Source organism: Arcicella sp. GW458-12-2-14-TSB2, from assembly GCF_059423785.1.
On sequence record NZ_JBWKYN010000178.1, the window covers coordinates 1 to 12,398 of the forward strand.

Genomic DNA, 12,398 nt, shown 5'->3' on the forward strand with positions numbered 1-12,398 from the left:
GTTTGTAAGTATCTGTTATTCAAGCCTTATCACTAGCGAGGGACTTAAGTCCCTCGCTAGTGATAAGGCTTGAATACTAATTCTCTATTTGAGACATTTTCCTCTTTACATGCAGCTCAATCGCCCGCCATCTACAGGCAAGTTAACGCCATTGATATAAGCTGCCGCTGGGCTACACAAAAATGCTACAGCTGCACCAAATTCTTCTGCCTCACCAAATCTGCCTGCTGGAATATCTGCTTGAAAAACCTTTTCCATCGCTTCTTTTTCTAATCCTGCTGAATTGGCTCGTGAGTTTACTACAAAATCTAAGCGTGCCGTTTTAGTATAACCTGGCAATACATTATTCACGGTAATACCAAAGTGTCCCAATTCATTTGCCAAGGTTTTTGACCATGAAGCTACCGCTCCACGAGTAGTATTGGATACACCTAAACCATTGATGGGTTGTTTTACCGAAGTAGAAATGACATTGATGATTCTACCAAAACCAGCTGATTTCATGCTTGGAACACAGGCTTGCACCAAAATATGATTACAAATTAAATGATTGGAAAAAGCTTGTGTAAATTCCTCAATCTTGGCATCTATGATAGCGCCACCTGCTGGGCCTCCTGTATTGTTCACCAATATATGAACTACTGGATTGGCTTCAAGGTGTTTTTCGATACCCGCTTTTACTTCATCAGGTTTAGAAAAATCAGCTACGAAATAAGAATGTTGCTGTCCTTTTGAACTATCTAGGCTTTGAAGAGTTTCCTTAAGTGTAGTTTCGTTACGGGCTACTAAAGTTACATTAGCACCTAACAGTGCAAGTTCGATGGCCGAAGCACGACCAAGTCCTTGGGTACTGCCACAAACAATGGCATTTTTATGGGTTAAATCTAAATTCATGATTGGAGAAAATTAAATATATTAAGCTATTTTTACTTTAATTGATGTATACTTCTATGTGTTATAACCTTATAAACATTTAGCTCATAAACCTTAAACTAATATTTACGAACAAAGATATGCCAGATTTATCATTTAGAAGTACAGAAAAAGAACTGATTGACGACTTAGATTTAGATAATGATGCCCTCCGTCAGAATTTAGAGGAATTGGCTATCATCAATAAATATTTAGGGGGTAATCAAGTAACGATTAGTGGACTTGAGACTGTCTTCAACAATTTGACTACTCAACAACCTACCTATAAAATAGCAGATTTGGGGTGTGGTGGAGGCGATATGCTGATGGTAATAGCAAAATGGGCAAAAAAGAAACAGGTAAAAGCTGAATTGATAGGGATTGATGCCAACGATTTTATGATTGAATTTGCTAAAAAAAGGACAACTCAATTCCCCGAAATTCAGTACTTATATCAGAATATTTTTTCAGAAGAGTTCCAGCAACATTCCTTTGATATTGTTACGATGACACTGTTTTGTCATCATTTTGATAATGAAAGTTTGATAAAACTATTTAAGCAACTCAAACAACAAAGTCGCCTAGCCATTGTGATTAACGATATTCATCGTCATTGGTTTGCTTATCATTCTATTGCTTGGATTACCAAATTATTCTTAAAATCATACTTGGTAAAAAACGATGCTAAATTGTCAGTTTGGCGAGCCTTCCGAAAATCAGATTTAGCAACCATCATCTGCCAAGCAGGTTTTACGAATTATTCTATTAAATGGAAATGGGCTTTTCGTTGGGAAGTGGTTTTGTTTTGTGAGGGATAGAGAGCATTTTTTCACTCATAGCATGACTGACAGAATGTTGATTATGCTCAAAATAACTGAATGAGTCATGTCATGAGTATTTTGGAGACCCTATTTAGCTTAGCGTTTCACTCGTTCTATGTTCTATGATATAAGTATCACTAAACATCTATTTCTTGTCATATTCCTCTGGTAGCTTCATTGTAAAGGCTTTCATTTTACTCCTACTTATTTTCTTAGTTATTTTATAATTTTCACGATTAAGGTATTGTATCATTATCGGATAATTGTCTTTTGAATTTACATTGACGAGGTCACCATTAAGGTAATTGAAAAGATTAAAAAGCCAGTAATTGTGTCTCCCATATCTTTTCAATGTCATCGTGATAATTTCATAGTTTCCATCTCCGTCAAAGTCTCTCTCTAGTTTGTCATCACTAGCTTTGTCAAAGAAGGAAATTTTTGTGAAATGACCTTCTTTATTTTGGAAGAGATATATAGTTCGCACATTCATTGATGCTGTTCCATTACCCATATACCAAGCAATTATTTTAATGTCTTTTAAATTATCGCCGTTTATATCAGCAACACGAATGGATTGGTTATAAATATTAACATCATTGAAAAACATTGGCTCGAAATTTTTTTGAAGTAATTTTTTATTGCGATAAATTCTTACGAAGGAATTATAATTATACCCAAAAGTTGTGAGTTGAATGGTTAAATTATCTTGGTTATCAAAGAATTTAGGAATTGTCATCGTACAATGAAATTTGTTTTCCTTTTCTGTCTTATCATAAAATTTCCAGTTCTTATATTCTCGGTATTTAATAGCTGGATATTTTTCAAAAGGATATTGTCCCTTTGCAGTTAATGTTAAAAATGTTATGGCGAATAGTACTGTCAAGGTCTTCATCTTAAAACGGCTTATAACTTACTTGCAAAAAAAATGCAGTACTTTTGGTATTGTCGTGATTTGCATTCTAAAGTAATTATTTTTTTTAAACAAGATGCAAATATCCACCAGTTGAGAGCGTGACACTCTTCTTTATTGTAAGTCTTAGGAGAGCCTAAAACCAGTTAGCTTTCACTCTTTTTCTAAACCTTAAGCCCGATTATTAGTTGTTACAATTTAGCTACGAATATACAATTACAGGATGTTGTTTTCGGGGTTAGTTAAAACAATTTCAATTCTCAATCGAAGCTTTCTATGAAAATACTCCTTTGGTTTCGTAATGATTTACGTGTTCATGACCACGAGGCTTTGTTCAAGGCCTCGCAACAAACTTCTCAAGTATTTCCGCTTTATGTACTTGACCCTAGTATTTTTCAAGAACTGGCAATGGGCTTTCCTAAAACGGGCAATTTGCGTACTCAATTTCTTTTTGAATCTATCGAAAACCTTCGTAAAAATCTCCAAAGTATTGGCTCAAACTTAATTATTCGAGTGGGACATTCCGAAGATATTATCCCCAAATTGGCGAAAGAATTGTTGATTGACGAAGTATTCGTTTCGGAAGAAGTTACTTCAGAGGAAACCAACATGGATACTTTGGTCGAATTAGGGCTTAAAAAAGAAGGTATCAAAATGAAATTTTTCTGGCAGTCCACGCTCTATCATTTAGATGATTTGCCCATAGAAATTGAAAATTTGCCCAATATTTTTACACAATTTAGAAATCAAGTAGAAAAATCAACTAAAGTTAGAAGTACATTTCCGATTCCTAAACAGCTTACTTTTCCTGAAAACGTAGAGGTTGGTGTATTGCCAAAGCTTAATTTCCCAAGAACAAGTCAACATTCATACAAAGGAGGGGAAGATGAGGCTCTTAAAAGATTAGAGGAATATTTTTGGCAAAAAGACTTACTGAAAACTTATAAAGAAACTCGAAATGGAATGTTGGGTTTAGATTATTCTTCTAAATTTTCGCTTTGGTTAGCTAATGGATGTATTTCGCCGAGATATATTTATGAGCAAGTAAAAAAGTATGAATTAGAACGAACTCAAAATGATTCTACCTATTGGTTGATTTTTGAATTACTATGGCGAGATTACTTCCGGTTAGTGGCTTTGAAATATGGCAATAAAATCTTTTTTGAAAAAGGCATTCAGGGCAAAGCCGTAGTTTGGAAAAAAGATAAGCGTGTTTTTGAAAAATGGCGAATGGGCGAAACGGGTGTTCCGTTGATTGATGCCAATATGAAAGAACTATTGGCAACGGGTTATATGTCGAACAGAGGACGACAGAATGTGGCAAGTTTTCTGGTCAAAGATTTACAAATAGATTGGCGTTGGGGAGCAGCATGGTTTGAAAGCCAGTTGATAGATTATGATGTTTGTTCTAATTGGGGCAATTGGCTGTATGTGGCAGGCGTCGGCAATGACCCAAGAGAAAACCGCTATTTTAATATCCTGAAACAAGCCCACAACTACGACGAAAAGGGCGAATATGTAAAGTTTTGGTTACCTGTTTTAGCAAATATTCCTGCTGAAAAAGTACATTCAGTAGCTTTGTTGACACAGGAAGAACAAAGAAAGTTTTCAGTACAAGTAGGAACTGACTATCCAAAGGCAATGATTGATGTAAGAAAGTGGAGTATCAAAAATAAATGAAATGATATTTTAACCGTTCACATTCAAAAATCAAATATTCAGCATAGAAGTAGTTTAAGCGTTAAAAAAATATCTACATTTGAAACAGTAATACGCAATGGCATAATTATTTTGCTTCTATATTACATTACATATTCACATTAATTAATTAAAACTATGTCAAAAGGACTTCTTATTGGATTAGGCGTTGCTGCATTATTGTTATTCTGGGGTATTGGTGTCAGAAACGGCATGGCGACAGAAAATCAGGAGGTTGAAGCGTCTTGGGCGAAAGTTCAAACTGCTTATCAACGTCGTGCAGATTTGATTCCAACTTTGGTAAATACAGTAAAAGGGGTAGCAAAATTTGAAAAAGAAACACTAACCGATGTTATTAACGCACGGGCAAGTGCTACACAAATTAAATTAGATGCGAAGGATTTAACACCTGAAAATATGAAGAAATATCAAGAGGCTCAAAGCCAATTGTCAGGCTCGTTATCTCGTTTAATGGTTGTAGCAGAGAAATACCCTGAATTGAAAGCCACTGAAAATTTCTCTGAATTACAGTCGCAATTAGAAGGTACAGAAAACCGTATCAAGGAGGAACGTGATCGTTTTAATGATACTGTAAAAGGCTATAACAATAAAATTGTTACTTTCCCGAATAGCTTAATTGCAAGCTTCTCTGGATTTACAACAAAAGGCTATTTCGAAGCTGACGCAGGTGCATCAAAGATGCCAACGGTTGATTTTAGTAAATAGTTTTTCGATGAAATAATACAAGGCGAAAAGCAGGAAGCAATATCAATCTTCGCTTTTCGCCTTGTGCTATTTAGTGAGTTAGTGATTGAGCGAATTAGTGATTTTTCAGTTAGTGAGTTGTGAGTTAGTGAATTGTGAATTAATATTTATAAAAATCATTAGTTCACTCAATGACTAATTAAAAACAATCACCAATTCATCACTCCAGTGGTAAACCTCTCAATCATTCACTAATTCACAACTCACTCAATCACTCATTCACTAACTAAATATCATGCCTCAGAACTTTTTTAATGAAGTACAAAAAGAACAGATAGTGAAGGCCATTCAGGCAGCAGAATTGAATAGTTCTGGTGAAATTCGATTACATATCGAAAAGAATTGTCCTAATCCTAATGTGTTAGACAGAGCAGCCGAAGTATTTCATGCTATTGGCATGGATAAGACTGCCCAACGCAATGGAGTACTTTTTTACCTATCGATTGAAGATCGAAAATTTGCTGTTATTGGCGATAAAGGGATTGATGAGGTTGTGCCTGACGACTTCTGGGAATCGACAAAAGAACTGTTAAGAAGCCATTTCTTACAAGGACTTTTTACCGAAGGATTTACCAAGGCTATCCACTTGGCTGGCGAGCAATTAAAACATTATTTTCCTTATCAGAAAGACGACACGAATGAATTACCAGACGAAATTTCGTTTGGATAAATAAGCCCAAACCTTTTCTGGAGAGGGAAGGGATTTTTTTATGAAGATGTTTAAGAAACTTTCAAATTATATACTTTGTACATTCTTTAGTTTATCACTATTGTCTGTACATTTTGTGTTGTACGCGCAGGATATACCCGCTAAACCAAGCCCACAAAGATTGGTTAATGACTACTCAGGTATTTTAAGTAGTACCGAACGCGAATCATTAGAACAAAAACTTAGAGGGTATGCCGATTCCACCTCTACACAGCTAACCATTGTCATTGTAAAAAATACTGGAGAATCTGACCCTTATGATTTTGCCATGAAAATTGCTAAAGATTGGGGCGTAGGACAGAAAGATAAAAACAATGGTCTGGTGCTGTTATGGGCTACCGATACCCGTAAAATCAGAATCGTGACGGGTCGTGGCATAGAGGCGACTATTACAGATGCTATTTCCAAAAGAATTATCAATAAAATACTATCTCCAAATTTCAAGGCTGGCTTATGGTATCAGGGCTTGGATGAGGCTACGACCGAAATGATGAAAAGGGCTTCTGGTGAATACAAAGCCGACCCCAAAGATGATGATGGAAGTCCTTTTGGTTTTTTAGCGATAGTTTTTGTCTTAGTCATCGTAGTTCTTATCATCGTAGCTCGTAATAGACGAGGCGGAGGTGGTGGCGGAGGCTTCAACAGTGGAGGTTGGGGTGGCCCAATTATTTTTACTGGAGGTGGTTTTGGTGGAGGACACTCTGATAATAGTGGCGGAGGTGGCTTCGACTTTGGTGGCTTTGGTGGTGGTGATTTTGGCGGTGGTGGTGCTGGCGGAGACTATTAAGAAAAAAATAAAAATGTATTCAAAAGGCTTCGTTTCGGCGAGGCCTTTTCTATTTAGTAGACTAGTACAAGAAGTTTCAAGTAATGTTTCGTAATTTTGAAAGAGTAGTAAAATAAAAATAGAAAATTCGTGATTGATATTATTGCCCAAGAACTCAATGAAGCACAAATAGTACTTCAAAGTTTTATTGCAAATCCAAAGAATCTTGCTGATATTCAGCAGGCTGCCGAAATAATGGCAGAAGCCATTCGTTCAGGAAATAAAGTGATTTCTTGTGGAAATGGTGGTTCACATTGTGATGCCATGCACTTTGCCGAAGAATTGTCAGGGCGTTATCGTAATGACCGCCGTTCATTAGCAGCGATTGCTATTTCAGATGTTGCTCATATTTCTTGCGTGGGCAACGATTATGGATTCGATTTTATTTTTTCTCGTTTTGTAGAAGGTTTAGGCATTAAAGGGGATGTTTTACTTGGAATTTCTACAAGTGGGAACTCTGCTAATATTATTAAAGCCGTAGAAGCCGCCAAAGCCAAAGGCATGAAAATTGTATTACTAACTGGGAAAGACGGAGGAAAATTAGATGGTCAAGCTGATGTAGAAATCAGAGTGCCTCATTTCGGCTACGCCGACCGCATTCAAGAAGTACACATCAAAGTAATTCATATTTTGATTTTATTGATTGAAAAGTTGGTGATTGGTTAGAATACTAGAAGCAAGAAACTAGACGCTAGACTAGATACAAGAAAAAAATCTTAGTAAACCTTAAAGAATAAATTCTTTGCAAAAAGAGTTTAAATATTATTGCTTAATAAGTTTTATATAGATTATAAATCTTCCTAAATTGTCTTTTCTGTTGAATTCTTGCTTATAATTAAAATGTCTTGAATCTTCTGTCTTGTGTCTAAAAATCTTTCACCATGAAAAAAGTCTTAATTATTCTCTTATCGATTATTACTTTATTTTCAGTAATTCTTTTTGCTGTTCCTTTCTTTTTTAAGGATACTATCCAAGCGAAAGTCAATGAAGAAATTCAGAAAAAAGTAAAGGCAAAAGTTTATTATAACGATTTCGACTTATCTTTTTTCAAGCATTTCCCTGCTTTAACGATTTCCCTAAAAGACTTCGGAGTAGTAGGCTATTCGCCATTTTCAAGTGATACGTTGATTCAAGCGAAAGAGTTTTCGTTGGCGGCAGATTTTAAATCGATTATTTCTGGCGACAAAGTAGCCATTAATTCTATCGCTATTGAAAGTCCCAAAATTCTGATTAAGGTATTACCCGACGGCTCTGCCAATTATAATATCTACAAAACAGACTCGCTACAGGTTCAGCAAGAAGAAACAAAGACTAAAAGTAATTTTAATGTAGAAATTGATTCGTGGAAATTGACAGACGGGCAAATTACCTATGACGATAGATTAAAAAATACCTTTGTATTACTTCAAAATATCTCTCATGAAGGTTCGGGAAATATTGGCTCAGAAATCTATGATTTGACGACTAATACTCAAATAGAAAAAGCCTCAATTAGCTACGGAGGAACGGAGTATTTGCATGAAAAAACGTTGTCGGCAGATATGAAGATTAATATCGACCAAGCTAAAAATAAGTATACATTCACGAAAAATACTTGGAAAGTCAATGATTTTACCCTCAATTTTGATGGGTCAGTAGCCATGCCTGACACCTCAAATATTGTATTGGACATCACCTATGGCTCACCAGAAAACACCTTTAAAAATTTACTCTCATTAGTTCCTAATATCTATACTGACAAGTTTAAAGATGTTAATGCTGATGGTAATATGAAATTCGATGGTTTTGTAAAAGGAACCATGAATGCTACTTCGTTTCCTACCTATGCCTTCAATTTATTGGTAGAAAATGCCATGTTTCAATACCCCGATTTACCTACTGCGGTTACAGGAATTAACCTTGACTTTAAGGCAAGCAATACTACCAACGACCTCAATAATTCAGTATTAGATATTAAAAAGTTTAACCTGAATTTGGGTAAAAATCCAATTACTGCTCGTGCTTTGATAGAAGGTTTAGGGAAATCTAAAGTAGATGCTGACGTAGTAGCTAAAATAGATTTACAACAAATAGGGCAGATATTCCCAATGAAAGGCTTGACCATGCGTGGTTTATATAACATGGATTTAAAGGCCAAAGGTACTTATGATACCCTTACCAAAGCTTTTCCACAAGTAAATGCAGTAATGAGTTTGGTAAATGGCTACATAAAGTCTGATAAATTTCCAGAACCTATTCAAGACTTGAATGTAAAAGCTAATTTAGTAAATACCAACGCCGCTTTAGCATCTACTCGTTTGGCAATCACTGAATTGAAGATGGTATTAGATGGAGAACCTTTTACGGCTAATGGTGTGATAGAAAACTTCGAGAATTATAATTGGGATATTAAAGCCAAAGGTAAAATTGATTTAACGAAGATTACGAAAATATATCCTTTAACGGATATGACTTTGAAGGGCAAAATCGATGCAGATATTGAAACCAAAGGGAAAATGTCGGATGTTAAGGCGAAACGTTATGCTAGTTTACCAACTTCTGGAAAGGCCACGATGCAAGGGTTTGAATTTGTATCAAAAGAATATCCACAAGGTGTAAAAGTTACTTCAGCTGACATGACTTTTACCCCAACGGCTATCAAAGTGACTAATGCGAAGGGCTTTTTGGGAACAAGTGATTTTGTTGCTGATGGGACATTTACCAATTACATGGACTATGCCTTAAACAATGGTACTGTAAAAGGGAAAATGAATGTAAAATCGCAGAAGTTCAATGTAAATGAATGGATGACTGACAGTCCTAAACCTGCCGCAGGTACTGCTGGAACATCTGCTCCTTTACAAGTAGTTGAAATACCTAAAAACATTGAATTAGTACTAGATTCTGATATTGGTGAAGCCCAGTACAGTTTGATGAAAATGCAAAATATTAAAGGGGCTTTGGTTGTAGGGAATGGTGCTGTAAAAATGCAAAATGTAGCTTTTCAATCGTTGGGTGGAAAATTTACTACTAGTGGTACGTATAATACCTCAAATTTAGCGCATCCATTATTTGACTTTGCATTGAACCTTGAAAACGTAGAGATTGCGCAGGCTTATCAACATTTGAATATTGTAAAATACTTGATGCCTGTCGCTCAATACTTAATTGGTAATGTAACCTCTAAAATGCAAATTGGAGGAGAATTAGGGCAAGATATGATGCCTAAATTGAATACTTTGAGTGGAGATGGTTTGATGAAAGTATTACAAGCAACAATATCCGAGAGTAATCCATTGGTTCAAAAATTGATTGAAACTACCAAAATTGCGAACTTGAAAAATAGTAAGCTGAGTAATTTGTTGATGCAGTTTGAAATAAAGGATGGTACGTTTGCCGTAAAGCCATTTGATATTAAGTTTGACGATTATAAAATAACAGCTAGCGGTCGTCATGGTCTGACGGGTTCAATGGATTATAATTTACAGATGGATGTGCCTTCAGGTAAAATTGGAGAAGCTTTTGGGAATGTATTTCAGAAATGGACTGGCAAAAGTTTACAAGGAGCTGACAGAGTAAAATTCGATTTACAATTGAGTGGAAACCTTAAAAACCCAGTTTTTGGTTTCAATGGAAGTAGCACAGCTAACTCATTAAAAGATGTGGCAAAAGCTACTTTACAAGCACAAATTAATGAGGAGAAAGATAAACTCTTAGAAAAACTAAATGTCAAAAAAGATGGTTTGCCGTCGCAGGTAATTTTAGACAAAGATGTCATGGAGGCCAAAGCAAAAGCTACGGCTGATAGTATCAAAAAACTAGCAGCAGATAGGGCAAAAAAATTATTGGAGGAACAAAAGAAAAGTGTATTAAATGGACTTTTCAACAAAATAAAGCCAGCGAAGAAAGATACTGTTTAGTTTAAGTGATTGGTAATTAGTGATTGGTGATTAGAATTTTACTTAAACAAGGCAACCTATTTTAGGCAAGGACAAATGACAACTCACAATTCAACACTCGCAATTCACAACTGATACTTATGTCTAATCACCAATCACTCAGAAAAATCACCCAATAAAATGATTACTTTCACAGCATTGCTTCAAAAATTTGACAAAAAAGGAGAGAAAACTGGCTGGACATACTTTGAAATTCCTGCTGATATTGCTCAACAGATTAAAGCAGATACTCGTGTGAGCTTTAGAGTAAAAGGGAAAATAGATAATTTTTCAATAAAATTGACAGCACTTATTCCAATGGGCGAGGGTGACTTTATTTTGCCAATTAATGCAACCATTAGAAAGGGCATTCGAAAGACTGAAGGAGCGACAGTTCAAGTAAGTTTAGAAGAAGATAAAAGTGAACTGACGATCAATGCGGAGCTATTGCTTTGCCTAGAAGATGACGAAAAAGCCTCAAAAGCTTTTCATGCCATGCCCAAAAGTCATCAGTTCTATTATAGTAAATGGATAGAATCAGCCAAGACTATTGAAACCAAAACAAAGCGCATTTCAATGACAGTCCAGAGCCTATCAATGGGTATGGATTATGGGCAAATGTTGAGACATTTCCGTGACTTGGGGAAATAATAGATAGCTTTTAATACTTTTAATATACACCCGAATACTATGAGACATTTTTTTACACTATTAATTCTAATTACTTTTTTCATAGGTTGCCAAGATGATAAATCTAGCCATAAGGCTTTAACTAAACCATCTTTAAATAGTACTACAATTATTAAAGGTACAGACCAAGAATTATTATTTCCTCAAAATCACAATAAGGATACGACTCTTTTTATTGATAATCAACAATTTATTTTAAGCCTATCAGCAGAACTAGATAGTACACAAAAGTATTCATATACAAGTTATTATGTAGATGAAGATAGTCTTCCAAGCAAAGAGCTTTTTCAGGGCTTTGACGCTCGTTATAAATTTAGTCTGAAAGACAAAGACAATAAAATTGTTTTTACAACTACTTTAAATAAAGGCGATTTTAAAGCAATTACTGATAATTCGATATTGGCTGAAAGTGATGCAATACTTCCTAGATTCATTGGATTCCTTCCAAAATTTAATGCATTTATATTTACTGTAGAATTTTGGGTTCCTGATAGTGATGTTGGAGAGCAGAGTTTTTTTATGATGAATAGGAAAGGAGAAATTATAGAAAAATCATTCAATAATTATTATGGTGGGGGTGATTCGGATGGAGCTATTGAAATATCTAGCAAGCAAGACTTTATACTTACCTGTAATAAAGTAATTCATTCAAATGGTAAAGTGATTCGTTTTGATAATAAAAGAATTTGGCAGATTGGTTCAAAACTCATAAATGATAACTGTATTTTAGATATCAAAGAGTATAATGATTCCATCAAAAAAGCTAATGCTGTTTTAATGACTCCATTTGGGAAGATATTGAAAAAATTTGTTTACAGAGGCTACTATAACGAATTAGGTAATGTTGTACCAAAGTATTATGATAATAAAACAAATAATTACTATTTGCTTGATGAAGAATTAGCAAGTTTATGGGTCATTAATAAGCAAAATCCAACATCGATTTATAGCGTGAGTTTTGATGAAATGGAAGAGGCTGAAGGAACTATGAGAAAGGATGAGATTAAATTTATGATAGATACTGAATCAAGTAAAAATACATTTTATGCAAATATAAAAACGCAGAAAATCAGACACTCAAAAACTAAAAAACAATTATAGGAATAAAATAAAAGCAGTTATTTTTTAGAAAAACATTTTCTTATAAAAT

General features: G+C 34.9%; 11 protein-coding genes. 9 read left to right on the top strand and 2 right to left on the bottom strand.

Features of this window, described 5'->3' with window-relative positions:
• Window positions 1-105: 105 nt before the first annotated feature.
• The gene (locus tag AC07XN_RS19975; protein ID WP_494744314.1) at window positions 106-894 is read right to left on the bottom strand and encodes an SDR family oxidoreductase; all 789 of its coding nucleotides are present in this window, start codon (window positions 892-894) and stop codon (window positions 106-108) included.
• Between the two features lie 119 nt (window positions 895-1,013).
• Here AC07XN_RS19975 and AC07XN_RS19980 point away from each other — a divergent pair, with 119 nt between their 5' ends.
• Window positions 1,014-1,730: a methyltransferase domain-containing protein gene (locus tag AC07XN_RS19980; RefSeq protein ID WP_494744315.1), complete on the top strand. Its 717-nt coding sequence runs from the start codon at window positions 1,014-1,016 to the stop codon at window positions 1,728-1,730.
• 148 nt (window positions 1,731-1,878) lie between these two features.
• Here the strand turns inward: AC07XN_RS19980 and AC07XN_RS19985 are convergent, their stop codons facing one another.
• Entirely contained in the window at window positions 1,879-2,625 is a 747-nt protein-coding gene (locus AC07XN_RS19985; RefSeq protein WP_494744316.1) for a hypothetical protein, read from the bottom strand.
• A gap of 294 nt (window positions 2,626-2,919) precedes the next feature.
• On the opposite strand from AC07XN_RS19985, the gene AC07XN_RS19990 reads away from it, so the two are divergent.
• The 8 genes from AC07XN_RS19990 (at window position 2,920) to AC07XN_RS20025 (ending at window position 12,349) form a co-directional block, all read left to right on the top strand.
• Window positions 2,920-4,323 (top strand): DASH family cryptochrome, encoded by a 1,404-nt coding sequence (locus AC07XN_RS19990; protein ID WP_494744317.1) that lies wholly within the window; start codon window positions 2,920-2,922, stop codon window positions 4,321-4,323.
• 156 nt (window positions 4,324-4,479) lie between these two features.
• On the top strand, window positions 4,480-5,067 hold the full coding sequence (locus AC07XN_RS19995) for a LemA family protein (RefSeq protein ID WP_309912691.1): 588 nt from the start codon (window positions 4,480-4,482) through the stop codon (window positions 5,065-5,067).
• A gap of 274 nt (window positions 5,068-5,341) precedes the next feature.
• The gene (locus tag AC07XN_RS20000) at window positions 5,342-5,776 is read left to right on the top strand and encodes a TPM domain-containing protein (RefSeq protein ID WP_309912689.1); all 435 of its coding nucleotides are present in this window, start codon (window positions 5,342-5,344) and stop codon (window positions 5,774-5,776) included.
• Between the two features lie 46 nt (window positions 5,777-5,822).
• A complete protein-coding gene (locus AC07XN_RS20005) occupies window positions 5,823-6,602 on the top strand; it encodes a TPM domain-containing protein (RefSeq protein ID WP_494744318.1) in 780 nt (259 codons plus the stop codon).
• Window positions 6,603-6,731: 129 nt separating this feature from the next.
• The gene (lpcA, locus tag AC07XN_RS20010; RefSeq protein ID WP_494744319.1) at window positions 6,732-7,307 is read left to right on the top strand and encodes a D-sedoheptulose 7-phosphate isomerase; all 576 of its coding nucleotides are present in this window, start codon (window positions 6,732-6,734) and stop codon (window positions 7,305-7,307) included.
• 215 nt (window positions 7,308-7,522) lie between these two features.
• Window positions 7,523-10,540 (top strand): hypothetical protein, encoded by a 3,018-nt coding sequence (locus tag AC07XN_RS20015; RefSeq protein ID WP_494744320.1) that lies wholly within the window; start codon window positions 7,523-7,525, stop codon window positions 10,538-10,540.
• Window positions 10,541-10,699: 159 nt separating this feature from the next.
• Window positions 10,700-11,209, top strand: coding sequence for a DUF1905 domain-containing protein (locus AC07XN_RS20020; RefSeq protein ID WP_309912679.1), 510 nt, complete (start codon window positions 10,700-10,702; stop codon window positions 11,207-11,209).
• A 39-nt stretch (window positions 11,210-11,248) separates the two neighbouring features.
• Complete coding sequence (locus AC07XN_RS20025; protein WP_494744321.1) at window positions 11,249-12,349, top strand: hypothetical protein; 1,101 nt, start codon at window positions 11,249-11,251, stop codon at window positions 12,347-12,349.
• The last annotated feature ends 49 nt before the right edge of the window (window positions 12,350-12,398 follow it).

Coding starts and splice junctions, on each gene's coding strand:
- AC07XN_RS19975 (WP_494744314.1), bottom strand. CDS start 894: ATGAATTTAGATTTAACCCATAAAAATGCCATTGTTTGTGGCAGTACC.
- AC07XN_RS19980 (WP_494744315.1), top strand. CDS start 1,014: ATGCCAGATTTATCATTTAGAAGTACAGAAAAAGAACTGATTGACGAC.
- AC07XN_RS19985 (WP_494744316.1), bottom strand. CDS start 2,625: ATGAAGACCTTGACAGTACTATTCGCCATAACATTTTTAACATTAACT.
- AC07XN_RS19990 (WP_494744317.1), top strand. CDS start 2,920: ATGAAAATACTCCTTTGGTTTCGTAATGATTTACGTGTTCATGACCAC.
- AC07XN_RS19995 (WP_309912691.1), top strand. CDS start 4,480: ATGTCAAAAGGACTTCTTATTGGATTAGGCGTTGCTGCATTATTGTTA.
- AC07XN_RS20000 (WP_309912689.1), top strand. CDS start 5,342: ATGCCTCAGAACTTTTTTAATGAAGTACAAAAAGAACAGATAGTGAAG.
- AC07XN_RS20005 (WP_494744318.1), top strand. CDS start 5,823: ATGTTTAAGAAACTTTCAAATTATATACTTTGTACATTCTTTAGTTTA.
- AC07XN_RS20015 (WP_494744320.1), top strand. CDS start 7,523: ATGAAAAAAGTCTTAATTATTCTCTTATCGATTATTACTTTATTTTCA.
- AC07XN_RS20020 (WP_309912679.1), top strand. CDS start 10,700: ATGATTACTTTCACAGCATTGCTTCAAAAATTTGACAAAAAAGGAGAG.
- AC07XN_RS20025 (WP_494744321.1), top strand. CDS start 11,249: ATGAGACATTTTTTTACACTATTAATTCTAATTACTTTTTTCATAGGT.